This is a genomic window from Actinoallomurus sp. CA-142502 (assembly GCF_050936355.1).
GTDB lineage: Bacteria > Actinomycetota > Actinomycetes > Streptosporangiales > Streptosporangiaceae > Actinoallomurus > Actinoallomurus iriomotensis.
This window is the reverse complement of record NZ_JBNJMY010000001.1, coordinates 7471323-7496566: the sequence shown is the minus strand read 5'-3', so window position 1 is coordinate 7496566 and position 25244 is coordinate 7471323. Positions and strand designations below refer to the sequence as shown.

Genomic DNA, 25244 nt, shown 5'->3' with positions numbered 1-25244 from the left:
AACCAGCCGTCTCACCGGCCTGGGGCGGCCGGGCGGGACGGGTTACGATCGGCCGGTACGGTCCACCGACGAGGAGGTCGGGTCCGATGGCACCACTGGCCAGTTACGTCTCCGGCGCCTGGCATGTCCCGCACGACGAGGGCGCGCCGCTGCACGACGCGGTGACCGGCGCGGAGATCGCCCGGATCTCCTCCTCCGGTGTGGACTTCCGCGCCGCGCTCGAGCACGGACGCCGGGTCGGCGGTCCGGTGCTGCGCGAGATGACCTTCCACCAGCGGGCCGCGCTGCTCAAGGCGCTGGCCTCGGAGCTGCGGGGGCACCGCGAGGAGCTGTACGACCTGTCCCTGCGCAGCGGCGCGACGCTGAACGACGCCAGGTTCGACGTCGACGGCGGCATCGGCGTCCTGTTCTCCTACTCCAGCAAGGGTCGCCGCGAACTGCCCGACGACACCGTGTACGTCGAGGGCGGCCTCGAACCCCTGAGCAAGAGCGGCGGGTTCGCCGGCCAGCACGTCTGTACGCCGCTGCGGGGCGTCGCGGTGCAGATCAACGCCTTCAACTTTCCGGTCTGGGGGCCGCTGGAGAAGCTCGCGCCCGCGTTCCTGGCCGGGGTGCCGAGCCTGATCAAGCCGGCCGCGCAGACCGCCTATCTCACCGCGCGGCTCGTCGAGCTGATCGTCGAGTCGGGCCTGCTGCCGGAAGGCTCACTGCAACTCGTCTGCGGCGACGCCGGTGACCTGCTGGACCACCTCACCGAGCAGGACCTCGTGGCGTTCACCGGGTCGGCCGCGACCGCCGCGCTGCTGCGTTCCCACCGGGCCGTGGTCAGCCGGTCGGTGCGCTTCAACGCCGAGGCCGACTCGCTCAACTGCTCCATCCTCGGCCCGGACGTACGACCCGGTGACCCGGAGTTCGACGTCTACGTCGGGCAGCTCGTCACCGAGATGACGGTCAAGGCCGGGCAGAAGTGCACCGCCATCCGGCGTGCCCTCGTTCCGGCCGGGATCATCGACGACGTCGAGCGGGCCGTCGCGGAACGCCTCGCGGAGGTGACGGTCGGCAACCCGGCCGACCCCTCCGTACGGATGGGTGCGCTGGCCGGCCTGGGGCAGCGCGAGGAGGTGCGCCGGTCGCTCAAGGCGCTGTCGGCCGCCGCGCGTACGGTCTTCGGTGACCCGGAGCGCGTGCGGGTCGTGGACGCCGACCCCGAGCGCGGCGCGTTCCTGTCCCCGATCCTGCTGCGCGCCGACGACACCGGCCGGGACGAGCCCCATGAGGTGGAGGCGTTCGGACCGGTCAGCACCCTGCTTCCGTACGGCACTCCCGACGAGGCCGTCGCGCTGGCCGCGCGCGGCCGGGGCAGCCTCGCCGGCTCGGTGGTGACCGGCGACCCGGAGTTCGCCCGCGCGATGGTGCTGGGTGTCGCGCCGTGGCACGGCCGGCTGCTCATCGTCGACGCGGAGACCTCGCGGGAGTCCACCGGGCACGGTTCACCGCTGCCGGCCCTCGTCCACGGCGGGCCCGGCCGTGCGGGCGGCGGCGAGGAGATGGGCGGCATCCGCGGCGTGCTGCACCACATGCAGCGCACCGCCGTGCAGGGCAGCCCGCGGATGCTCACCGCGGTCACGGGCCGGTGGACGCCCGGCGCCGAGCGTACGGTCACCGACGTCCACCCGTTCCGCAAGCACCTCGGCGAGCTGCGGGTCGGTGACACGGTGGTGGCCGGGCCGCGCACCGTGACGCTGGCCGACATCGAGCACTTCGCGGAGTTCACCGGCGACACGTTCTACGCGCACATGGACGAGGAGGCGGCGCGGGCCAACCCGTTCTTCGACGGCCGCGTCGCCCACGGCTACCTGATCGTGTCGCTGGCCGCCGGTCTGTTCGTGCAACCCGACCCCGGCCCGGTGCTGGCCAACTACGGCCTGGAGAACCTCCGCTTCCTCACACCCGTCTACCCCGGCGACGAGCTGACCGTGACGCTCACCGCCAAGCGGATCGAGCCGCGGCACGGCGCGGAGTACGGCGAGGTGCGCTGGGACGCGGACGTGACCAAACAGGACGGCTCGTCCGTGGCCAAGTACGACGTGCTGACGCTCGTCGCGAAGGGTGACTAGGGCCTGGCGGTCCGCGCGGTCAGAGGCCGCCGCGGCGGCGGAGCCAGCGCGTGCTCAGCACGCCCGCCGGCACCGGGGCCCAGAACGTCATGACCCGGAACAGCAGCACGCCGGTCGCGGCCTGGGCGGCCGGGATGTGCACGGTGGCCAGCGCGGCGATGAGCGCCGCCTCCGTCGACCCCACACCGGCCGGCGTGGGGACGGCGGCACCCGCTGTCGCGCCGAGGAGGTACAGCGCGATCAGTGAGCCGACCGACCCCGTCGGGACGCCGGGCACGGCCATGACGCTCATCGCGAAGGCCAGGGCGAGCGCCAGGTCTGCCAGCGTCGCGGCCGCCACCAGCGTCAGCAGGCAGCGGGGCCGCCGCAGCAGGTGACGGACGGAGTGCCCGACGCCGGCGAGCGCCTCTCCGAGCCGGAACCGCGTCTGCCGGCGTCGCCAGACCAGCGCGGTGGCGACCAGCGCGCACACGGCCACGCCCGCGACGATCGCCGCGGGCACCAGCATGCCGGAGTGGCGCGCGGCGAGGCGGCTGACGTTGCCGACGGGTCGCAGGGCCTGGCCCAGGCCGCTCCACAGTGCGATCGCCAGCGTGACCAGCGCGAGCTTGGTCAGCCCGCGGACCAGCCCGACGACGGCCACCGTCGTGGTCGCCGCGCAGGCCGGCAGGCCGCGCCGGGTCAGGTAACGGCAGGTGACGGCCGCGGTGCCCAGCCCGGCGGGCGCGAGCCGGTTCGCCGCGGCGCCGGCGAACTGCGCGCCGGTGATCTCCCAGACGCCGAGCCGGTCCGGCCGCGCGGACTCCGAGGCGCCGGAGGCGGTCGCCCGTACGCCGAGTGCCGAGGTCAGATAGTGCAACGCGGTGAGAGCCGCGATCAGGGGGACGAGTCCCCAGCGGATCCGCGCGGCGCCCTGGGAGACCCAGTCCGCCCCGTCCCACAGCCCGCCCGCGACGTCGACGTCGGCGAGCCCCGCCCCGGTGAGCCCGATGGCCAGCGCGGCCAGCAGCAGCACCGCGACGAGCCGCACGCGGACCGGACCTCGTGCGCCGACCGATCCGTCGGCCTGAATCGTCACGAGATCAGACGGCGGCTGCCGTACGAGGGCGCTTCGACTCATGGACTCTAATGTTCCCTTAGTGGATCGACACCGGTGAAACACGAGATGAAGAACGGGCACCTGGACCGGTAGTGGCCGGGTGACGAGGCGTCAGTGGCCGCAGGCGCTCAGCGGACCGGTGGGCCGGCCGCGATCATGCGCTGTCCGCGGCGTCGAGTGAGGCGACTGCTCGGTGGTCTTCGAACCGGTGCCGATTGGACTGCGGGCTCCTCGGCGGGTCGTTGACGATGTCGCCGCTCTCGTGGCGACTGTCGGCCCGTACCGCGGCATTCGCACGTGTCCGTCCACCGCTCCCGTGTATCGCGACTGCACTACTACCCAGATAGTACAGCCGCGCCGGTGACGGGGGGAACGATTGGGTCACGGCCCTTCCGCCGCCGGGCGTCCGGCCGGTACGGCGAAAGGGGAAGAATCGGGACAAGCATGTACCCGCATATCCGGATGTATCACCGGTAAAGTGACCATATGGCCGGAGGACGCCGAGGTGCCGGGCAGCTCGAGGAAGAGGTCCTCCACGCTCTGCGGGCGACCGATCGGCCGCTGACGCCATCCGAGGTCCAGACGCGGATCGGCGACGGCGAGCTGGCTTACAACACGGTGCACACCATCCTGAAACGCCTCTGGGACAAGGGGCTCGTCGTCCGCGACGCCGAGGGCAGGCGCGGCGCCTACCTGCCCGCCAAGGACGCCACCGAGCACGCGGCCCAGGTCATGCACGAGGCCCTGCGCCGCGAATCCGACCGCGCCGCGGTGCTGCAACGGTTCGTCACCGGCCTCGGCCCGGACGACGAGGAGATGCTCCGCCGCCTTCTCGCGGGCTGACGCCTCCCTGGCGCGGTGTTCACTCTTTCCCGACGTTGGTGGATCCTCAACGTGAGGCGAGCGACTCCTCGCCGCCCGCAGGGTGCGGGCGAGGCGGGCCACCGCAGGCCTAGGGGCCTGTCTCGCGTCGCCGTGATGAGGGCGACCGGCAGATCACGCCGGGATCGCAGGACGCCTGGCCGGCACCCGCCGATCTCGACGGTGCGTGGGACGACGGCGATCGCGGAGGCGTGGCCGTGTCACTCCACCGGCCGCAGCCCGGTGCGTGGCCGCGGCGCCAGGGTCTGTCTCGCCGTCCCCGTCCGTGGCGAGCGGTGTCCAGGCGTCGCGTCGCAGGGCGGAGAAGGGAGTCGGCCCGGTGCCGGCCGGCGACTTTTCCCCGCGGCGAGGCGTCGCCTGGACGCCGTGCGGTAGGACCGCGGGGCTTCGAGACAGGCCCTAGCTTCGCGGGGCGGCGGGTGGGCGTGGCGGCAGGAAGACGCGCCACGTACGGCCGGTCGGCGTGCTGAAGGTGTAGTGGTGCCACCCGCGGGTGTAGCGCGGGCGTGGGTTGGTGTGCTCCACGACGGCCAGGCGGGTGACGTCCGCCTGGGCCAGCAGGCCGGACACGCTCGTGGATGCGTCGTTCCCGGCGATCTGCATCGATCGGCAGCCGGCGTAGAACGCGAGCACGGGGGCCTGCTCGCCCGCCAGCGTGCACGGGGCCCGTACGCCGAGGCCGCGCAGTTCTCCGGCGATGACGCCGTAGTCCTGGCGTGCCTTGTGCTGGGTGCGGACCATGCGGCCGAGGACGATCTGCTGGCCGCCCGCGTGCACGGCCAGACCCACCGCGACCAGGCCGGCCGTCACGAGCCGCCAGCGCCCCTGGCCCAGCGTCGCCGCACCGCGTACGAGCTCCGCCGCGGGGATGGCCAGCAGCGCGTACGCCGGGATGAGGAAGCGCGGCGCGGCGTACCCGACGAGCAGCAGATAGGACACGCCGATCACGGCGCCGCAGACGGCGGGCAGCGCGACCAGCCGCCCGCGCCCGCCGCGCGCCGCGAGCACGAGCCCGGCGGCCGCGAGCGCGGGCATGAGCGGCCACCAGGCCGCGAACGGCGCCACGTGCCAGGTCGCGCCGGTGCAGGGGCGGCACAGCAGCCGGTCGTTGAGCGCGTGCAACTCCATCCGGACGCCCTCGGGATGCCAACCGAGGCCGCCCTCGGTGCGGCTCGACGCCCGCAGCCGCTGCAGCGGCCCGCCGAACCGTGTGTACGCCTCGACGATCCACTGGGCGGAACCGGCCACCGGCCCGGCGACCACCGCCGCCAGCGCGATGCGCCGCCGCCTCGGCGCGAACGCGACCGCGCCGAGCAGCGGAAGCACGAGCCACGCCGCGTCACCCGGCCGCATGAGTGCGACGAACGCCAGACTCAGCACGAGCCAGACCGGCGCGAGCCGGTTCGTGCCGCGGATCGTGTGCGCGAACCAGCCCACGGCCGCCACCGCCCCGTACGCGACGTAGACGTTGGGCATCACCTCGTTGCCGTAGAACTGCGTCACCCACAGGACGGTGAGCAGCAGCGCGGCCAGCGCCACGGTGACCGGCCGCAGCAGGCGGGTCCAGGGCCAGTACGCGACGACGAGCCCGGCCGAGGACAGCACGGTCATGTAGAGACGCAGCCCGGTCAGCGAGGAGGTCAGCCCGACGATCGGAGCGACCAGCAGGGTGATGCCGCGGGCCCGAGGAGCGCTGAAGAACGCCGTCGGCACGTGCGGGCTGACCTGGCTGACGTACACGCTCTCGTCCCAGCCGAGCCCGATGCGCGTCGTGACGGCGACGACCTGCGCGGCCGCGTACAGCGTGGCGACCAGGATCAGGGGGAGGCCGGGGTGGGTCAGGTGCCTGCCGTACCGGTCACGGGGGTTCACCCTACATATTGTAGGGTCGCTGTCATTTCCGCGTATCGAGTAGGTCAAGGTCCGGCGTGTCCGCCGAACCGTCCGCGACAAGGAACCGTACGCACCTGCTGCCTGCTGCACCGTCCGCACGCCGCACGCTGCGTCGCCCATCCGCTGCCCGCTGCCCGCTGCACCGTCCGCCCGCCATCCGCCGCCCAGCCGCCCGCTGCCTGCCGTGCGGCCTGGCCGTACGGGTGCGCGCGGTCAGGCCGGGGTCTGCCGGCACCGCGCGGCCGCACATCAACGAGGCATCAGACCGTCGGCGCGACCGCGACACGCCACGGTATGCGGGCGATTCGGCGCGATAACCCCGCGCTCACCATCCGATCCCTACAGGGGCCGTCGACGATCATCGGCCGGGAACACCGGCCCGCGACCCATCTCATCGAGGCGGAGAACCATGCTCAGCGATCATCTGGCCGTCGCACCTTGGCTGCACACCGCGGCCGTGGCGTGCGCGAAGGCGGACCCGGTGCTGTTCGCGGCCCTGCTCTGCTGGGCGTGGTGGGCGGCGCGGCGGGAGCGGGCCGGGGTCATGGCCGCCGCGCTCTGGGCGCCCATCGGCGCCATCGCCGCGGTGGCGGCGAACGAGCCGGTCGAGCGGATGCCCACCGTTCACTGGACCGCCTTCCACGGCCTGGTGGTGCACTCCTCGGACCTGCCGGCGCCGAGCGACCACGCCGCGCTGGCGGCGGCCACGGCCGCCGGACTGTTCCTCGCGGGCCGCCGGTTCGGCCTGGCGGCGTCCGGCGGATGGCTGGTCGTGGCCGCCGCCCTGACGCTCGCCGGTGCGGCGCCGGACGACATCGCCGGCGGCACGGTCGTCGGTGTCACCGTGACGCTGATCGGCTACGTGCTGTTCGAGGGCCCCATGAACCGCGCCGTGGTCTGGCTCCGCCGCACGCGCCTGCGCTCCTTCACCGGCGAGGGAAAGACCTCCTGACCTGAAGACACACCGCCACGCCGCTCGCGCCGGGTGGTCTCTCAGCGGCGCCGTAGGAGAACGCGAACCGCGGCCGAACCGGTAGCGGCCGGGGACCGGGGCGTACGGCCGGGGCCGCCTTTGGAGACCGTCCGGTGGTGCCACGCCGCCGGTGACGGGCGGTCTCTCCGGAGGGGTGTTGCCGGGGGGCAACCGCCGCCGAGCCGCCAGGGACCGGAGCCGTACGGCCGGGGCCGCCTCTGTGGACCGTCCGGTCGGTGCCGTGCCGTTCGCGACCGGCGATCCGTCAGCAGGCGGTGCCGCCGGGAGTTGGTGACTGCCGTCGAGCGGGCTTGGGCGGGCTCTGGGGACCGTCTGGTCGGTGTCGTGTGGTTCGCGGCCGGTGGTCCACCAGCAGGGGGTGCCGCGGGGGAGCTGGCGGCGGCGGTTGAACCGGTGGCGGTCGTGGACCGGGGCGTACGGCTTGGGCCGTCTCTCCGGAGGGTGCCGCGGGGGAGCTGGTGGCGGCGGCCGAGCCGGTGGTGGTCGGGGAGCGGGGCGTACGGCCGGGCTGGCTTTGGAGACCGTCTGGTCGGTGCCGTGCCGCTCGCGACCGGCAGGCCCTCAGCAGAAGGTGCCGCGTCGCCTCCAGAGGGGTGCCGCAGGGGAGCTGGCGGCTGTGGCCGAGCCGGGGATCGGGCCGTACGGCCGGGGTCGGACCTGGAGGACGGTCCGGTCGGTGTCGTGTCGTTGGCGACCGGTGGTCGCTCAGCAGGGGGTGCCGCGGGGGAGCTGGTAGCTGCCGCCGAGACGGTAGCGGCCGGGGACCGGGGCGTACAGCCGGGTCCAGTCGCCGGCCTGTGCCAGGCAGCCCGGGCCGCCGTCGCGTACGCCGACCCATGGCGACCATGGCACGCGGATGAGCACCCAGCCGCTGGACGGCACGTTGATGTCGAGTTCACCATCGTCGGCGCGGGCGACGGTGGCGGGCGGATCGGCCAGTGGCTCGGGGTCGGACAGCTCGTACAGGCGCCAGTTCGCGTCGTGCCAGATCTGCTTCAGCCACGGCTGCCCGCCCGCGACGATGCGGGCCTCCTCCATCGCCTGCCAGTCGGGCGTGGAGTCCGACAGCACCACGTAGCGCACGGCCCACTTCCTGAGCCAGGCGTGGTAGGTCTCGGGCGTGAGGGTGCCGTCGTAGAAGAGCGGGTTGCGGTCGACGTCGGCCTGGCGGTTCCAGCCGCGCGCCAGGTTCACCACCGGGGCGAACTCCGACGACTCCAGGTGGGTGCGCTCGGGCACGACCTCGACCCGGCCACGGTCGGCGCCGACGTTGCGCAGCTCCGACAGCACGCCGGCGGTGTGGCCGTCGGGCGAGCCGGTGTTCACCACGTCGAACACCGGCCGGATCACCTGGGAGATGACCGTCGCCGCGAACGCGACGTACAGGATGGCGATCTTGCGTTCCATCGCCGCGGCCAGCATCACCGCGCCGCCGAAGAGCAGGGCGAGCCGGTCGACGTTGCTGCCCACCTGCGAGGGGATCAGCCACGTGAGGACGGTGCCGACCGCGTACACCACCGCGCCGACGCGGACGTTGCGCCAGGACTTGGGCGCGTACAGCGCGAGGGCGATGGCGCTCGCCACCGGCGCCACGACGAGGAACCACGGGAACGGCTGCACGCCCTTGAACGGGAACAGCAGCGCCGACAGGCCGACGACGAACGGCGGCCCGGCCGCCACGGCGTACGCCGGCCGGCGCCGCCGCGTGAGGAACAGCGCCGCGGCCGCCACCTCGAGGAACAGCCCCGCCACCGGGCTCGCCAGCGTCGCCAGCACGCCGAGCGCGATGATGGCGGCGGCCCGCGGCGCGCGCGGCCCGCGTGCCGCGAACACCACCGTGATGGCGGCGAGGGCGAAGAACACGCCGAGGGCGAACGTCACCCGGCCGGACACGGCGTTGCACGACAGCGAGAAGGCGCCCCAGAGCGCGGGCGGCAGCGGCCGGCGGATCTCCGAGCGCGTCAGGATCAGCGCGAAGAGGCCGGCCGACAGCGTGCCCGCGAGCACGCCGGTCGTGCGGACGCCCAGCAGGGCCATCAGGTACGGGGAGATCACGCTGTACGAGGCGGGGTGCATGCCGCCGTACCACGCGAAGTCGTAGGCCGAACCCGGATGCCGCAGGGCGAACTCGGCCCACGCGCTCTGGGCGGCGAGGTCGCCGCCGCCCCGGGCGAGGAACAGCGCCCACAGCAGATGCAGGATTCCGGCAATGCTCGTAGCGGCCACGACGGGGTGCAGCAGCCACCGCCGGTGGCGCACCGGTCGTGCCCGTAGCGCGTCGGCGGGGCGTGGCGCCTCCAGTGTGGCGGTCACAGCCCGGCCGCGCTCTCCGCTAGCCCGCGATGGGGCGGGTGGGGAGCGGGGGACATTCGGCCAATGATCAACGATCGCGGCCCAGAGGGCAAATCAAGCGAGTTGTGAAATCGGCTACATCACGCTTACCGCGGAATGAGGCATTGCGTTACGCCGCCGTACGGGCGCCAAGGTGATCTTGAAGCCAGGGCAACGTCATCCAAGCGCGCACCAAGGGAAGGTCAAGCAACGGGAGACTCCCGTCCGCCCGATTCGGCGACGATCCGTGTTCGCCTGCCGGGAGATAGGGGCTGGTTGCATACTTTTCGAAGCATTGCCGCGTTTACGTGACAGGCCCTACGCTTTAGCGGCGGTCCTGGTGATGCGCTCCTCTTGACGCGCCGACACACGGGGCTTCGGGGTCGACGACGGGAAAGGCGATTTCGTGACTCAGCTTGTCGTGGAGAGCAACGGCGTTTCAGTGGCTCTGGATCCACGACGTTCCTACCGCGTCGGCCGCGATCCGGGCGCGGACATCGTCGTCTCGGTCGACGGGGTCTCGCGCACCCACGCCGTGCTGCGCTTCGAGGGCGGGCAGTGGATCCTCGAGGACGCGGGCAGCGCCAACGGCACGTACGACGGCGGCCGGCGGGTGCAGCGGCTCGTCGTGGCGCCGGGGAGCCAGGTACGGCTCGGCCACCCGGAGCAGGGCGTGCCGGTCGCCTTCCGCGCCGCGCCCGCGTCGGCGACGCGCGCGGAGCCCGGCACGGACCCGGCCGCCCATCCCGCTCCGGCGCAGGGAGGCTTCTCGCCGCACCCGCCCGGGCAGGTGTTCCCGCCGCCCGGCGGTCAGGGCCAGGCGCCGCCGCCCGCGCAGCAGCCGCCCGCCGGATACCCCGGCCAGGCCGCCGCGTCGGGGCCGCAGTCCGTGCCCCCGCCGTACGCCTCGCCGCCGGGTCAGGGTGACGGCACGGGCACGATGCCCCCTTATCAGCAGTCCGCGCAGGGCGGCGGCACGGGAACGATGCCGCCCTACCAGCAGCCGGCCCACGGTGACGGCACGGGCGGGATGCCGCCGTATCAGCAGCCCGCGCAGGGCGGCACCGGCGGGCTCCCGCCGTACCAGCAGCCCACCCAGGTGGGAGGTACGGGCACGATGCCGCCGTACCAGCAGCCCGCCCAGGGCGCGGGGGCGGCGCCGCCGTACCAGCAGCCGGCCCACGGTGACGGCACGGGCGGGATGCCGCCGTACCAGCAGCCCGCCCAGGGCGGCGGCACCGGCACGATGCCTCCGTACGACCAGGCCACGCAGTTCGGCGGTCCCGGCTCCATGCCGCCCGCCGCCCAGGGGTACGAGGCCGATCCGATCGGCTACCAGCCGACTCACGGCACCCCGCCGCCGCGGGCGCCGATGCCCACGATGAGCGGGCAGTACCGCGAGCCGACCAAGGTCCGCAACCTGGGCGGCCAGCAGGTCCTGCGCATCGGCCGGGCGCCCGAGAACGACATGGTCGTCGCCGACCTGCGCGTGTCGCGCCAGCACGCCGAGCTGCGGTCGTCCGGCGGGACCTACGAGCTCGTCGACGTCGGCAGCCGCAGTGGCACCTACGTCAACGGCCAGCGCGTCGAGCGCGCGATCATCGGCCCGAACGACATCATCGGCATCGGCCCGTCAACGTTCCACCTGGTCGGCGACGTCCTCACCGAGTACACCGACACGGGCGCGGTCAACTTCAGCGCGCACGACCTCACCGTCACGGTCGACAAGGGCAAGGTGCTGCTGGACCACGTGTCCTTCCCGCTCGGGGAGAAGTGCCTCGTCGCCGTCATCGGCCCCAGCGGCTCGGGCAAGTCGACCCTGCTGCGCGCGCTCACCGGCCTGCGGCCCGCCGACCAGGGCACGGTCTCCTACGACGGCCGTGACCTCTACCGTGACTACTCCGAACTGCGGTCGCGCATCGGCCTGGTGCCGCAGGACGACATCCTGCACACCCAGCTCACCGTGCGCCGCGCGCTCATCTACGCCGCCGAGCTGCGCTTCCCCGACGACACCCGCCAGCACGAGCGCAAGGCGCGGGTCGACGAGGTGCTCAAGGAACTCGGCCTGGACCACCGGCGCGACAACAAGATCTCGGCCCTGTCCGGCGGCCAGCGCAAGCGCGTCAGCGTCGCCCTCGAGCTGCTGACCAAGCCGTCGCTGCTGTTCCTGGACGAGCCGACGTCGGGCCTGGACCCGGGCCTGGACAAGTCGGTCATGCAGATGCTGCGCGGCCTCGCCGACGACGGCCGCACGGTCGCGGTGGTCACCCACAGCGTCGCGAACCTCGACATCTGCGACCGGTTGCTCGTCATGGCGCCGGGCGGCCGCATCGCGTTCTTCGGCCCGCCGAAGGAGGCGCTGCCGTTCCTCGGGTTCACCGACTGGGCCGACGTCTTCCAGGCGTTCGACGACCCGTCGATCGACTGGGGCGGCCGCTACCGCCAGTCGCCGGCGCATCAGAAGTACGTCACGGCCGACCTGGTCCAGCCGGTCGCGCAGGCGGGCCCGGTGAGCTACCAGCCGCCGCCCAAGCCGCAGAGCTGGCCCGAACAGCTGAGCACGCTGATCCGGCGCTACATCCGCAGCATCGCGGCGGACCCGTTGTTCCTCGGCATCACGGTGGCGCTGCCGATCATCATGGGCGCGGTGGCGCGCGTCATCCCGGCCGGTGACCTCACGTCGAAGATCCCGGGCTCGCAGGGCGGCGCGGCCAACCTCCTGATGATCCTGTGCATCGGCGGATGTCTCACCGGCGCCGCCAACGCGGTGCGCGAACTCGTCAAGGAAAGACCGATCTATCAGCGAGAACGCGCGGTCGGCCTGTCCAGATCGGCGTACCTCACCTCCAAACTGCTCGTGCTCGGTGTGATCACGATCGGTCAGGGCATCGTCCTCACATTGGTCGCCATGCTCGGCGTCAACATGAGGGACAAGGGCGTGGTCACCTCCCCGATGCCCGAACTCATCGTCGCCGTCGCGCTGCTGTCCTTCACCGCGATGACGCTCGGCCTGCTCATCTCCGCGATCGTCAAGACCAGCGAGATGACGATGCCGCTCCTGGTGCTGACGACGCTGGTCCAGATCGTGTTCTGTGGAGCCCTCGTGCACCTGGACGGCAAGGCCGTCCTGGAGGAGATCGCCTGGATCGTGCCGGCCCGGTGGGCGTTCGCCGCGATGGCGGGCACGCTGGACATCAGCTTCCTGCTGCCGCACAAGCACGGGGAATCACCGGACCCGCTGTGGAAGCAGCAGTTCAGCACCTGGCTGCTGGACATGGGGATGATGGTGGTCCTCACCGTGGTGCTCATCTTCCTCGTGGAGCGGATGCTGCGCCGCCAGGAGCCGGAGGTCATGCGGAAGCGGTAGGTCCTCCCGCCACGCGGCGGCCTAAGCCGCGGGGTGGCGGCCCCGTCAGCGCGGAGGCCCTCGGCGCGTGACGGGCTCGCCGCCGCGTGACGGCCCCCGCCGCGTGACGGGCTCGCCGCCGCGTGACGGGCTCGCCGCCGCTTGATGGGCTCGCCGCTGCGTGACGGGCTCGCCCCGTCACCGTTCGTCGGCCGCGCCTGAGTATTTCCCGTGGACGTCTTCACGGAGGAAGCCTCAGGCGCGGCCTTTCTCGTAGATGACGAGCCCCCGGGACAGGTGCAGGGGGACGAGGATGAGCTCGACGATGAGGGCCTTCCAGGCGTAGTAGATGTTGACGGCCTTCGTCAGGTAGACGAACGGAACGTTGGCCATCACGCCCAGCACCGGAAGTCTTCGGCGCCTGGCGGCGTACAGCAGTGGCGGGACGGTGAACAGCAGCTCCGGCCCGAGCCAGAACGTCAGGACGGTGCCCACGGATCGATGCATGCCCAGCGTGAGCACGAACGGCGTCGCCCACCACAGAGGCGCGGTGAAGATCTCGGCCAGGGCCAGGACGATCCAGACCGCGAGCATGGGTTTTCGTCTCACCAGGCCGCCGAGGTGGAGGCGGACGTTCTGGAAGAAGCCGGCCATCCACCGCCACACCTGCTTGCGGAGGTAGGTCAGCGTCTCCGGGTCGGCGGCCCAGGCCACGGCGTCGCCGACGTACACCGCGCGCCGGCCGGCGATCTGCATCGACCAGGTGAAGTCCATGTCCTCGACGATGGTGCGCTCGGGGAAGCCGCCGAAGCCGGTCAGCGTCGCCCGGCGGAAGGCCGAGCAGCAGCCCGAGCAGACGACCGGGCTGTTCGCGCCGTTCTGGATCGGGCGGTTCCAGTGGAAGCCGAAGAGGTATTCGATGGAGCGGCCGCGCTCCCAGACGGTGCGGGTGAAGCGGGTCTGCACGTTGCCGGCCGCGACGACGACCTCCGGATCGTCGAAGGCCGGTTTGATCTTTTCGATGTAGTCCGGGGCGAGCACGGTGTCCGCGTCGACGGCCAGGACGAGGTCGGTGTCGCACGCGGGAAGCGCGTGGTTCTGAGCTTTGGCCTTGCTGCCCAGGTTGTGCGGCGGTCTCAGCACGGTCGCCCCGTACGCCGCCGCGACCTCGCCCGTCCGGTCGGTCGAGCCGTCGTCGACGACCACGACCTTGTCCGGCGGGACCGTCTGGCGGCGGATCGCCTCCAGGGTCGCGGGCAGGCCCGCCTCCTCGTTGTGGGCCGGGACGATCACGGTCAGTGTCGCGGTCACTTGTGCCTCCGGAACCTCGTGACCGCGCCGCCGGCGGCCACGGCCAGCCCGACGACCCCGTAGACGATGGTGCTGAACCCGATGAAGGGCAGGCCCCCGTGCATAGTCGACCCCTTCGCGATGCCGATGGTGGAGCCCGGCGGCGGGCCCGCTCACTCCGGTGAAAGGGAGGGCCCGCCGCTGGGCATGTTCGCCATGATGGGCTGCCGGAGACCGGCACGTCGATGGCCGTGGAGCGCCTGTGGATAACTCGCGCGTCAACGTGTCCGGCCCGCGAAGCCGGCCCCGATGTCACCGTCGCCAGGCCCGCGAGGCGGGTGCGTTCAGGCGCCCCGTGGAGGCGCGGCGCGGGTGAGCGGTTCGGGATGGCGGTTGTCGTTCGCTCGTGGTGGGGACGCCGCTCAGGCGGGGTCGGTCGTGGGGGTGAGGCGTTCGGGGAACGCGGCGTGGTTCGCGGAGATGGGGTGAGCGGTTCGGGATGGCGGCTGCCGTTCGCTCGTGGTGAGGACGCCGCTCAGGCGGGGTCGGTCGCGGGGGTGAAGCGTTCGGCGAACGCGGCGCGGTTCGCGGAGACGGGTGAGCGGTCCCAGACGGCGAAGACCACCTGCTCGAAGGCGGACGAGAAGGCGCCGCCGGCCGTCAGATGCGCGTGGAACGCGCCCGCGACATCGTGCGGGTCGTTGCGGAACACTCCGCAGCCCCACGCGCCGAGGACCAGCCGGTGGGCGCCGTGGTGAGCGGCCACCGCCAGCACCCGCTCCGCGCGCCGGTGAAGGGTGCGCCGGATCGTGTCGCCCGCGGCGGGGTCGCGTCGCAGTACCTCGCCGGCGTTCGGCGCGGGCGAGGTCAGGAACGACACGGGGTACGGCTCGGCGAGCAGCCGCCCGTCGCCGCCCCGGTGCACCGGGACGTCGGGGGACCAGATGACGCGGTCGCTGTAGAGCAGGTCGGACGAGGCGCGGTGCGCGGCGTAGTAATCGGGGGCATGGAGCAGGCAGGGATGCAACAGCGCGGTACGGCACAGGTCCTCCTCCTGCGCCCGGGCGCCGCCGAGGTATCCGCCTCCCGGGTTCCGCGCGGAGGCGAAGTTCAGTACGGCGATCCGCCCGCCGCCGGCGAGATGCAACCGCCGCGCCGCGCCTAGGCTGCCCTCCGCGGTCACCTCGAACGCCGTGCGGTGAGTTCCCGTGGGTACGGACAGCGCGCCCTCCGGGGGATGGCTCACCGTGCCGCGGATCGCCGCGTCGAGGGCGGGCCGTACGACGACGCGCGTACCGTTCTCGGCGGTGTACGCGCCGTCGGCGACGATCCGCGCGTTCACCGCCGCGACCTCACGCAGTCTGCTGCTCATCGTCCGCATCGTAGATCGTCGCCGTACCGGCGATCGACCGCTTTTCGGGCAGGGCCGGTCACTCGCCGGCCTGGGCGAGACCGCTCCTGTTCACCAGATGGGGCCGGTAGGTGTAGCCCACTCGCCGTACGGTCGCGAGCTGGGAGCCCGCGCTGCCGAGCTTGCGGCGGAGGCGGTGGACGTGCACGTCGACCGTCCTGGTCGCGGCGTCCGCCGCCGGCCAGAGCGCCTGCATGAGCTCGGCCCGGCTGAAGACCTGCCACGGATGCTTCGTGAAGTGCACCAGCAGTTCGAACTCCTGGTAGGTCAGGCCGATCTCCCGGCCCCCCACCCAGACGCGCCGGGAGCGCTGGTCGATGCGCAGGGCCTGCGGCGGCGCGTCGTCATCTCGTACGGGCTCCGCCCCGCCCGGATCCGCCCACGGCCCCTTCCGCCCCGGCGAGTCCGATGGTGGGGACGCCTGGCCGGTGGGATCAGGCGAGGTCTCTTTCGCCGGGCCGGATGAGGGCCGGGCACGTACCGCGGAAGCCGGCAGGGGGGACCCTCCCGCGACGGTCAGCGGGGCGGTGTCCCGCCGTGTCTCGTCCGCCATCGGCGGCACCGGAACATGGCCTTCGGCGGACGTCGAGGCGTCGTCCGTGAGAAGCGTCTGGCTCTCGCCGGGAACGTGCGCGCCGTCGGCCGGGGCGTCATCCGTACTCGTCGCGCCGGCGGGGGCGCCGACCGTCGTCTGCGGGGGCGCCGGAGAGCAGGCGGGCCGGGTGTCGGCCGGGACCGCGGGAAACGCGCCCGGCAACGCGGCCGAGGCGGGGACGACGTGGGCCACGATCATCAGGACCTTCCCCGTGTCGGGGAGCGGGACCACGTCCAGGAGCGTGCCGTCCGCGGGGACCGTCTCCGCCGGGGCGAGAGCGTGGCCGCGGTGGAGACGCTCGCGGTAGCGGGCGTCCAGGTCGACGAGATGGCGCGAAGCCCGGTTCTGTGACCGGTGCTGGGTCATGACGAATCCTCTTCCTGCCAGGCGGGAGATCTAGCGGCGGGGCGAGGAGGGCACGCACAGAGCGCTGGCCTGCAGGCGAAGGTCGACATGCAGGCGCACCGTCAGGCGAACGTCATGGCTCACCCCTCAAGGTTGTGGCTGGATTCCCCGCTTTGTCAATCGATTAAGTGAATTAATATCGGGACCGGCTCCGGCCGGTGTGGAGCAGGCCCCTGGCCGAGTCCGGCGGCCGGCATGGGCCACACCGTCTGCCGGCCCCGGATCACCCCGGCACCGGCGAGGCCTACCACCGCGCGACCGGACGGGGCCGGGCGACGACGAACCCACCGCCGGGGAGACGCGCGGCCCGCCGCCTCGCGCCGGGCGGGGCGATCGCGCATCCGCCGTGCCGCGGCCGTGCGCTTGTCCGGCAGGGCGCCGCCGGCTGGTCGGGCGGAACGGTGGCGGTTCCACGGCATCGTGGCCGTGGGCGCCGAGCGCCTGTTCAGCAGGGTGGGGGCGTGCCGCGTGATGGCTCGCCGGGCGGGTCGATCGTGCATCCGCTCCGCCGTGGCCGTGCGCGCCGAGTGCTTGTTCCGCAGGCCGGGAGCGTGCCTGGCCCTGGTTCCTCGGGCCGGGCGGCCGTGGCTCCGGGGTGCCGGGACCGTACGTGCCGAGCACCCGTTCCGCAGGCCGGGGGAGTGCCGGGGCCAGGTTGCCGGGACCGTACGCGCCGCGTGCCGCGAAGCGGGGGGCCGTCGGGTCCTGGTTCGGTGAGCGGGACGGTCGTGGGACCGCTGTGCCGGGGCCGTGCGCGGCGAGCGGTCGTTCGATGATCGGCGCGTCGTTCACTAAGCCGGGGGTTTTCAGGCCCGCGCTCAAAGGTTCCCTCACCGGTCAGGGACCCTCCGGTGTCCGGTACGTGCGGCTTTCGCCGGGGCCCGTCGAGCGCGGGTCCAAGTAGTCCGGTTCGGTCAGGCCGATCCGTCGCATGGCCGTGCCCGTCAGCGCCTCCATCACCGCGCGCCGGGCCAGGAGGGCCGTGATGTCCGGGCCCACGTCGTACGGTGGGCTGACCTCCACCACGTCCATGCCGACCATTCCCACCTCGGCCGCCAGGCGCCGGATCGCCCACAGCACCTCGGCGCTCGTCAGGCCGCCCGGTTCGGGCGTTCCGGTGCCCGGGGCGTACGCGGGGTCGGCGACGTCCACGTCGAGCGAGATGTACAGGTGGTCGGCGGAGTCCAGTGCCTCGTCGACCGCGCGTTCGAGCACCGCACCGAAGCCGTCGCGGTGGATCTCGGCCATGAAATGCGTCCGGAGCTCGTGAGACTCCATCCACTCCAGGACGGGCGGCTCGGGCCAGTATCCCCGCAGCCCCACCTGCACGAAGTTGCGGCCGGGCACCGCGCCGCTCTCGATCAGCCGCCGCATCGGCGTGCCGTGGCCGTACAGCGAGCCCTGCATGTCCGGGGCGGTGTCGGCGTGGGCGTCGAAGTGCACGATGCCGACCTTGCCGTGCCCGTACGCGTCGGCCACCGCCGTGGCGGCGGGCCAGGTGACCCCGTGGTCGCCGCCGAGGATGATCGGGATCGCGCCGCCGGCGAGGATCTCGGCGACGAACGCGCGGACGTTCTCGTACGTGCCCTCCACGTCGCCGATCAGCACCTCGGCGTCGCCGTAGTCGGCCAGGACGAGGTGGTCCAGCGGGTTCACCCGGACGCCGAGGTGGGTGATGTGCCGCGACCCGGAGATGTAGTCGCCCTGCCGGATCGCGCGGGGGCCCAGGCGGGTGCCGCTGAGGCCGGACGCCGTACCGTCCCACGGCACGCCGCCGACCGCGACGTCCACCTTGCCGGCCCGCAGGTCCTCCGGGGTCAGGCACACCGGGGCCTTCATGAACGTCTGGACACCGCTCCACTCCAGCTCCGATGAGCGGTTGACGCGCATGGGCCCGTGCGGCCGCGGCGGGGTCACGGCGCGGAGGCGTCGCGGGCGGCGATCGCGGCCCCCCGGGCGCCGGCCATGTCCAGGTCGGGGACCAGGGCGAACGACGCGACCCGCTGCTGTTCCTCCCGCAGGACGGTGTGCTCGCGCACCTTGTCCAGGAACCACTCGCGGAACTTCGGGCCCGTCTCGACCACGCCGCCGCCGATGAAGTACGCGCTCGGGTCGGTGAAGTTGGCCGCGATCGTGAAGAGCCGGCCCAGCGCCATCGCCTGCTGCTCGAAGATCTTCAGCGCGAGAGGGTCGCCGTCCTCGCCGAGGGAACGGACGAGCTTGGCGGCCTCCAGGACCGGCACGCTCGCCAGCTCGTGCCCGGGGAAGCGGGTCAGCCAGTACGGGAGGAGGTTCGCGGCGATGCCGGTCAGGGAGGCGACGCTCTCGGCGTCGGCGCCGAACCCGCAGTTGCACATCGGCAGCGGCTGTCCCTCATCCAGCAGCCCCTGCATCGGGATGTGCACGTGCCCGAGCTCGCCCGCCATGCCGGCCGCGCCGCGTACGACCTGGCCGGACTCGATCACGCCGCCGCCCAGGCCGGTGCCGACGATGGCCGAGATCGAGGAGTGCTTCGCGGCCTCCGTGCCGAAGTGGGCGTGGTGGGCGTAGAGAGCGGCGGCGTTCCCGTCGTTGTTGTAGACGACCGGCAGGCCGAGCCGCTCCTCCAGCGCCGTACGGACGTCAAAGCCCCACCAGGCCGGCTGCGGGAAGTTCGTCGCGCCCTTGGAGGAGATCACGCCGTCGGCGCTGGCCGGGCCCGGGGTGTCCAGGCCGACGGCGCGGACCCGCGACCGCTCGACACCGGTGAGGGCCAGGATGCCGTCCAGGGCCTCGGCCAGGGCGCCGACCGCGATCTCCGGGCCCTCGGTGACGCGGCTGGGGATCTCCACCAGCCGGTCGACGAGGAACTTCCCCGACGAGTCGAGCACCGTCGCGTTGTTGCAGGTGCCCCCGTTGTCCAGGCCCACGACGACCCACGTGTCCGGCATTCTTCGCTCCTTATCCGAGCCCTCGACCGTGTGCGCGTCGAGGGCGGCCCGCCTCGTCGTACCACGCCTAGTGCCTGTCGGCGATGCCTCCACGCACGCCGGCGGCACGGACGGCTCGTGACGCGGGGTTCGCCTCGCGGCCGGACGATCCGCCGAGCGGGGAGTGCGGCACGGCGTCCGGGGCGGGCGGCTGTTCAGGGCCTGATGCCCGGTCCGCGATCTCCATCACGTCGTCCCCTTCAGCGGCCGCACCTGACTGTTGCGCCCTCATATTAGGGGTCTGGACCTGCTGAGCCCAGCTTTAGGAGGTGTGAGGCAACAAATGGTTCATTGGGAGGAATCGCCGGCGCCCGGGCGGCGGTCGTGCCAGGGGCGGGCCTGCTCGAAGGCACGGCAGGCCGCCAGGACGCGGGCGTCCGCGTGCCGCGGGCCCACGACCTGCAGGCCCACCGGCAGGCCGGCCGAGGTGAAGCCGCACGGCACGCTGGCCGCCGGTTGCTGGGTCATGTTGAACGGGTAGGTGAACGGCGTCCAGCTCGTCCACCGGGGCGACGGCCAGTCCGGCGGCACCTCACGGCCGGCCTCGAACGCCGGGATGGGCAGCGTCGGGGTGAGCAGCAGGTCGTAGTCCTCGTGGAAGGCGCCCATCAGGCGGCCCAGCTCCATCCGGCACGCGGTCGCCGTGAGGTAGTCGAGCGCGGAGTGCCGCGCGCCCTGCTCGGAGATCTCCCGCAGGCCCGGGTCGAGCAGCTCGCGCCGTGCGGGGGTGAGCGACTCCACCGACCTGGCGGCGCCGGCGAACCACAGGACGTGGAAGGCCTCCACGGGGTCGGCGAAGCCCGGGTCGGCCTGCTCCACCCGCGCGCCGAGGTCGGTGAAGACCGCGGCCGCCTTCTCGACGGCGGCCGCCACCTCGGCGTCCACCGGCGCGTACCCGAGTGTCGGGCTGAACGCGATCCGCAGGCCCCGCACGTCGACCGGCGCGGCCGGGACCGACGGCGGCAGCGCGGACCAGTCGCGGCTGTCGGGCCCCGAGATGACCTCGAGCAGCAGCTCGGCGTCGGCGACGCTCCAGGCGATCGGGCCCACGTGCGCGAGCGTGCCGAACGGGCTCGCCGGGAAGTGCGGCACCCGCCCGTACGTGGGCTTGTGCGCGAAGACGCCCGTGAAGCCGGCGGGAATGCGCACCGAACCGCCCCCGTCGGTGCCCAGGGCGAGCGGCGCCATGCCCAGGGCGACCGCCGCGGAGGCGCCTCCGCTGGAGCCGCCCGGCGTCCGCGAGGTGTCCCACGGGTTGCGGGTGACCCCGGTCAGCGGATTGTCCGTGACGCCCTTCCAGCCGAGCTCGGGCGTCGTGGTCTTGCCGACGATCACGCCGCCGTGCTCGCGCACACGCGCGACGGCGGGGGAGTCGTCCGGCCACGGACCGTCCGGCGCGATCGTGCGCGAGCCGCGGAGCGTCGGATGGCCGCGGGTCAGCAGGACGTCCTTGACCGAGACGGGGACGCCGTCGAGCAGCCCGAGCGGCTCGCCGCGCCGCCAGCGTTCTTCTGACGCGCGCGCCGCGTCGAGGGCCTCGTCGGCGGTGACGAGGCAGAACGCGTTGACCGACGGATCGGCCTCGGCGATCCGCGCCAGGACGGCGGACGTGGCCTCGACCGGAGACAGGCTCCCGGCGCGGAAGGCGGCCAGCATCTCGCTCGCGGTGAGGTACGCGATCTCGGCCATCAGGTCCCTCTCGTGACGTAACCCAGCTTCTTGTCGACCACATTCACCAGCGGACGTCCGTCCCGGTAGCGGCCCAGGTTGTCGAGGAAGAGCCCGGACAGCTCGTCGCGCCAGCCGATCGTGTCGCCCGACATGTGCGGGGAGACCAGGACGTTCGGCAGGGTCCAGAGCGGTGAGGACTCCGCCAGTGGCTCGGTGGCGAACACGTCCAGCGCGGCTCCGGCGATGCGGCCCTCGGACAGCGCGTCGACCAGTGCCTTCTCCACCACGAGTCCGCCGCGGCCGACGTTGATGAGCCGGGCGGAGGGCCGCATCCGGGCCAGCGCGCCGGCGTCGATCATGTCGCGGGTGAGGTCGGTGAGCGGCGCGGCGAGCACGACGTAGTCGGCGTCGGCGAGCGCCCGGTGCAGCTCGCCGAACGGCCGTACCTCACCCAGGTCCGGGTCGCCCGTACGGCCGGTGCGGCCGAGGCCGGAGACCGCCATGCCGACGGCGGACAGGCGGCGCCCGATGGCCCGGCCGATCGGGCCGGTGCCGACGACCAGGACGCGGGCGCCGGTGATCCGCTCGGTCTCGCGGTGCCGCCACTCACGCCGGTCCTGCAGACGCACCGTGGTGTGCAGGTCCTTGGCGAAGCTGAGGACCACACCCAGGACGTACTCGGCGATCGGCTCGTCGAAGACGCCCCGCGAGTTGGTGACCACGACGTCGCTCTCGACGAGGCCGGGGAACAGCAGCCGGTCGACGCCGGCGCTGGCGATGTGCACCCACCGGAGCGCGTCGGCGTGCGGCCACGCGGCGGCGACGGCGTCGGACCAGAAGTCCCACAGGAAGAGCACCTCGGCGCCCGGCAGCGCTTCCGCCAGGCCGTCCGCGCGGGTGCGCCGGACGTCGGCGAGCCGTCCGATGGCGGCCAACCGGGGTGGCGGGACGTCGCCTTCCAGCACGAGAACGGCCGGATTCCGCGTGGTCACAGCTGACGCTCCCGTGCGTATTCCGAGGTCACCAGGGGCATTGACACGCTAGGCAGACTTCGTATGATTGTCAACAATCAGCGCACGAGCTGAACATGTGCTGCAAGACCGTCGCAACCTGAACCCACCCCGGCCACCATCACCCGGACCAGAGGCCAGGACGGATCCCAAGGCGCCCGCAGGGAAAGTCATCGGGGTGAGCGACGTGCCTCACCTCGACCATGTGCAGTGGGAGGTCTGGCATGCCGAGACATATCAAGATCACGCTGGAGCGCCGCGGTGTGTCGTGCGTCGCGGAACTGCTCGACAAGGACGCGCCCCGCACTTGCGAGGCGGTGTGGCAGGCGCTTCCGCAGGGCGGCGACATCTACCACGCCAAGTACGCCCGTAACGAGGTCTACACCATGGTCGAGCGCTTCGCCGCCGAGGAGCCCGGCCTGGAGAACCCCACGGTCACGCCGATCCCCGGCGACGTCGTGTACTTCTCCTTCAACGGCGGCATGCTCGACCGGCGCTTCAAGGAGGAGAAGGGGATCGACGCGCTTCCGGGCGTGATCGACATGGCGATCTTCTACGGCCGCAACAACCTGCTCCTCAACGGCGACGTGGGCTGGGTGCCGGGCAACGTCTACGCCACGATCGTCGAGGGCCTGGAGCCGATGGCCGAGGCGTGCAACGATGTGTGGCGGTCGGGCAGCGTGGGCGAGCGCCTGCTGTACCAGCGGTACGAACGGTGAGTGCCGACGCACCCGCGGGCGGTCCGATGGACGTGGTCGTCGACTTCGAGCTGGTCGCCCAGGTGGGCGTCGGCGTCGTCGCGCCCTTCGACTTCGCCCTCGACCGCGAGCTGTGGCGCTGGGCGCCCGACCACGTGTCCCTGTTCATGACCCGGCTGCCCTTCGTGCCGGTGCCGGTGACCATCGAGATGGCCTCGGCGCTCGCCGACGTCGACACCGTACGCCGGGCGACGCGTGACGTGCTGGCGCCCGAGCCGCTGGTCGTCGCCTTCGCCTGCGCCTCGGGCAGCTTCGTGCACGGGGCGGAGGGCGAGCGGCTGCTGAGCCGGAGCATCCTGGACGCCGGCGCGCCCGCGGCCACGACGACCTCCGGCGCGCTGGTGGAGTCGCTCCGGCTCCTCGGCGTCAGCAGGATCGCGGTCGTCACGCCGTACATCGACAGCGTCACCGACCGGCTGCTCACGTTCCTCGGCGAGCACGGCATCGAGACCGGGTCGAGCGTCGGGCTCGGGCTGATGAACCACATCTGGAAGGTCGGCTACTCCGAGGTGGTCGCCGCGGTCCGCACGGTCGACCGGCCGGACGCCGAGGCGATCTTCATCAGCTGCACCAATGTCCCGACGTACGACATCATCGCGCCGCTGGAGCGGACGCTCGGCAAGCCGGTGCTCACCGCGAACCAGGTGACGATGTGTTCGGCACTGCGGGCGATGGGCGCCGAGGCGATGGGCGCCGGTCAGTGGCTCGTCGAGGCCGCGCGCCCCACCGCCGCATGAAGCGGTAACTTGTAAACAATCTGCCAAACTGGAGAGAAGATGGGCCACACGGTCGGGATCCTTTACCCGGGATTCAGCGCCGAGGACGACTACCCGCTGATGGAGCGTGTCCTGGGCGACGTGAGCCTGCCGGTGGTGCACACGCTCATGCGTGAGGACGCGCACCGTGTGGACGCCCTGCTCGACATCGGCGGTCCGGACGTACTCGCGGAGGGCGCGCGAAAGCTGCGCGCCCTCGGCGTGGGCACCGCGATCTGGGCCTGCACCAGCGGCAGCTTCGTCTTCGGCCGGCAGGGTGCGGCCGAGCAGGTCGCCGGGGTCGAGGAGGCCGCGGGCGTGCCCGCCTCCAGCACCTCGTTCGCCTTCGTGAACGCCGCCCGGCATCTCGGCGTACGCCGGGTCGCGGTGGCGGCGACCTACCCGGCGGACGTGGCCGAGCGCTTCGCCGGCTTCCTGGACGAGCACGACATCGAGGTCGTCGCGCTCTCGTGCCGGGGCATCGTCACCGCGGCCGAGGTCGGCACGCTGGGCCGCGACGACGTCCTCGGCTTCGTCGCCGCCAACGACCACGCCGACGCCGAGGCCGTGCTGGTGCCCGACACGGCGCTGCACACCGTGGCGTGGCTCGACGACCTCGAAGAACGACTGGGCAAGCCCGTCCTCACCGCGAACCAGGTGAGCGTCTGGGAGGGGCTTCGCCTCGCCGGTGACCACGGCCTGCGTACCGGAGCGGGCTCCCTTTTCCGTACGGAGGCGACTTGACGATGGGACGGCTGGGCGAGCTCGAGCCCGTACCCCGAAGATCTACCGTTGAGATCATCTCAGACGAGCTGCGATCCGCGATCATGTACGGATCGCTGGCCCCCGGCTCACAGCTCGGCGAGGCCGACCTCGCCGCGCGCCTCGGCGTCAGCCGCGGGCCGCTGCGCGAGGCCATGCAGCGCCTCGTCCAGGAGGGCCTGCTGCGCAGCGAGCCGCACCGCGGCCTGTTCGTGATCACCTTGGCCGAGGACGACGTCGAGGACGTCTACCTCGCCCGCCTGGCCATCGAGCGCGCCGCCTGCCGGATGATCATGGCGCGCAACCGGGGCGAGGCGCTCGTCCGGCTCACCGAGGCGCTCCAGGCGCTGGTGACGGCGGCCGGGGAGCGCGACCGCATCGCGATGAGCGACGCCGACCAGGCCTTCCACCAGGTGCTCGTCGCGTCGTCGGGAAGCCCGCGCCTCGAGCGCATGGCCCAGACGCTGCTCGTCGAGGCCCGCATGTGCCTGAACGCCCTCCAGGAGAAGTACCCCGAGCCGGACGACCTGGTCGAGGAGCACCGCAAGCTGGTCGACGCCATCAGCGACGGCGACGAGGAACGCCTGCTGCGGCTCATCGAGGAGCACATGACCGACTCCATCGAGCGCCTGCGCACCGTTCCTGAGGACTGAGCGTGGGTGGTGTCGTCCGTCGCCGGATCGGGTGCCCGAGGGCGCGTCGTCCGATCGCCACCGCTGCCGCCTGATGGCGGGTGACGGGGCGGTCGGTGGTGGTGAGGGGCTTCTGCCAGTGCTGGGCGCCCCACTTGATGGTGTAGGCGGAGTCAAAGGCCGTCAGCGAGGCCACGCCGCCCTCTCACGACCTCGACCAGGCTGCCCGACATCACGAACACGACTTCACGCACACTCGCGCACGCTCATCCGAGCACAGCTCACAACCTCCCGCGACGCCGAGAGAAAGCCGTTCCGCGGAAC

18 protein-coding genes are annotated in these 25244 nt (G+C 72.6%); 8 read left to right on the top strand and 10 right to left on the bottom strand.

Features of this window, described 5'->3' with window-relative positions; all coding sequences use genetic code 11:
- Positions 1 to 86: 86 nt before the first annotated feature.
- The gene (gene paaZ / locus ACQEV1_RS35125) at positions 87 to 2117 is read left to right on the top strand and encodes a phenylacetic acid degradation bifunctional protein PaaZ (RefSeq protein WP_433399777.1); all 2031 of its coding nucleotides are present in this window, start codon (positions 87 to 89) and stop codon (positions 2115 to 2117) included.
- Between the two features lie 19 nt (positions 2118 to 2136).
- Here paaZ and ACQEV1_RS35120 read toward each other — a convergent pair whose 3' ends face one another.
- The gene (locus tag ACQEV1_RS35120) at positions 2137 to 3237 is read right to left on the bottom strand and encodes a lysylphosphatidylglycerol synthase transmembrane domain-containing protein (protein ID WP_285629666.1); all 1101 of its coding nucleotides are present in this window, start codon (positions 3235 to 3237) and stop codon (positions 2137 to 2139) included.
- Positions 3238 to 3702: 465 nt separating this feature from the next.
- On the opposite strand from ACQEV1_RS35120, the gene ACQEV1_RS35115 reads away from it, so the two are divergent.
- A complete protein-coding gene (locus ACQEV1_RS35115; protein WP_285629667.1) occupies positions 3703 to 4059 on the top strand; it encodes a BlaI/MecI/CopY family transcriptional regulator in 357 nt (118 codons plus the stop codon).
- Between the two features lie 438 nt (positions 4060 to 4497).
- Here ACQEV1_RS35115 and ACQEV1_RS35110 read toward each other — a convergent pair whose 3' ends face one another.
- Entirely contained in the window at positions 4498 to 5970 is a 1473-nt protein-coding gene (locus tag ACQEV1_RS35110) for a hypothetical protein (protein ID WP_433399774.1), read from the bottom strand.
- A 430-nt stretch (positions 5971 to 6400) separates the two neighbouring features.
- On the opposite strand from ACQEV1_RS35110, the gene ACQEV1_RS35105 reads away from it, so the two are divergent.
- Positions 6401 to 6943 (top strand): hypothetical protein, encoded by a 543-nt coding sequence (locus ACQEV1_RS35105; RefSeq protein ID WP_285629669.1) that lies wholly within the window; start codon positions 6401 to 6403, stop codon positions 6941 to 6943.
- Between the two features lie 747 nt (positions 6944 to 7690).
- Here the strand turns inward: ACQEV1_RS35105 and ACQEV1_RS35100 are convergent.
- Entirely contained in the window at positions 7691 to 9298 is a 1608-nt protein-coding gene (locus tag ACQEV1_RS35100) for an MFS transporter (RefSeq protein ID WP_433399771.1), read from the bottom strand.
- A 424-nt stretch (positions 9299 to 9722) separates the two neighbouring features.
- On the opposite strand from ACQEV1_RS35100, the gene ACQEV1_RS35095 reads away from it, so the two are divergent.
- Positions 9723 to 12683, top strand: a complete 2961-nt coding sequence (locus ACQEV1_RS35095; protein WP_433399769.1) for an FHA domain-containing protein — start codon at positions 9723 to 9725, stop codon at positions 12681 to 12683.
- A 234-nt stretch (positions 12684 to 12917) separates the two neighbouring features.
- Here the strand turns inward: ACQEV1_RS35095 and ACQEV1_RS35090 are convergent, their stop codons facing one another.
- The 7 genes from ACQEV1_RS35090 to ACQEV1_RS35060 form a co-directional block, all read right to left on the bottom strand.
- Positions 12918 to 13973 carry a glycosyltransferase family 2 protein gene (locus tag ACQEV1_RS35090; protein WP_433399766.1) on the bottom strand — a complete coding sequence of 352 codons (1056 nt, stop codon included), beginning with the start codon at positions 13971 to 13973 and terminating at the stop codon, positions 12918 to 12920.
- A 514-nt stretch (positions 13974 to 14487) separates the two neighbouring features.
- On the bottom strand, positions 14488 to 15324 hold the full coding sequence (locus tag ACQEV1_RS35085) for a TIGR02452 family protein (RefSeq protein WP_433399763.1): 837 nt from the start codon (positions 15322 to 15324) through the stop codon (positions 14488 to 14490).
- Positions 15325 to 15382: 58 nt separating this feature from the next.
- Positions 15383 to 16324 (bottom strand): winged helix-turn-helix domain-containing protein, encoded by a 942-nt coding sequence (locus ACQEV1_RS35080; protein WP_433399761.1) that lies wholly within the window; start codon positions 16322 to 16324, stop codon positions 15383 to 15385.
- 876 nt (positions 16325 to 17200) lie between these two features.
- On the bottom strand, positions 17201 to 18253 hold the full coding sequence (locus ACQEV1_RS35075; RefSeq protein ID WP_433399758.1) for an agmatinase family protein: 1053 nt from the start codon (positions 18251 to 18253) through the stop codon (positions 17201 to 17203).
- 23 nt (positions 18254 to 18276) lie between these two features.
- The gene (locus tag ACQEV1_RS35070) at positions 18277 to 19293 is read right to left on the bottom strand and encodes an ROK family protein (RefSeq protein WP_285629676.1); all 1017 of its coding nucleotides are present in this window, start codon (positions 19291 to 19293) and stop codon (positions 18277 to 18279) included.
- Positions 19294 to 19620: 327 nt separating this feature from the next.
- On the bottom strand, positions 19621 to 21021 hold the full coding sequence (locus ACQEV1_RS35065) for an amidase (RefSeq protein WP_433399755.1): 1401 nt from the start codon (positions 21019 to 21021) through the stop codon (positions 19621 to 19623).
- Entirely contained in the window at positions 21021 to 21995 is a 975-nt protein-coding gene (locus ACQEV1_RS35060) for a D-2-hydroxyacid dehydrogenase (RefSeq protein ID WP_433399753.1), read from the bottom strand. Before ACQEV1_RS35060 ends, ACQEV1_RS35065 begins: the two co-directional genes overlap by 1 nt.
- Before the next feature lie 242 nt (positions 21996 to 22237).
- On the opposite strand from ACQEV1_RS35060, the gene ACQEV1_RS35055 reads away from it, so the two are divergent.
- The 4 genes from ACQEV1_RS35055 to ACQEV1_RS35040 are packed head-to-tail and all read left to right on the top strand — an operon-like array spanning position 22238 to position 24941.
- Positions 22238 to 22732 (top strand): DUF3830 family protein, encoded by a 495-nt coding sequence (locus tag ACQEV1_RS35055; protein WP_285576957.1) that lies wholly within the window; start codon positions 22238 to 22240, stop codon positions 22730 to 22732.
- 26 nt (positions 22733 to 22758) lie between these two features.
- Positions 22759 to 23508: a maleate cis-trans isomerase family protein gene (locus tag ACQEV1_RS35050; protein ID WP_285630262.1), complete on the top strand. Its 750-nt coding sequence runs from the start codon at positions 22759 to 22761 to the stop codon at positions 23506 to 23508.
- 39 nt (positions 23509 to 23547) lie between these two features.
- Complete coding sequence (locus ACQEV1_RS35045; protein ID WP_285629679.1) at positions 23548 to 24270, top strand: maleate cis-trans isomerase family protein; 723 nt, start codon at positions 23548 to 23550, stop codon at positions 24268 to 24270.
- A 2-nt stretch (positions 24271 to 24272) separates the two neighbouring features.
- Positions 24273 to 24941, top strand: coding sequence for a GntR family transcriptional regulator (locus ACQEV1_RS35040; protein WP_285630264.1), 669 nt, complete (start codon positions 24273 to 24275; stop codon positions 24939 to 24941).
- Positions 24942 to 25244 lie beyond the last annotated feature (303 nt).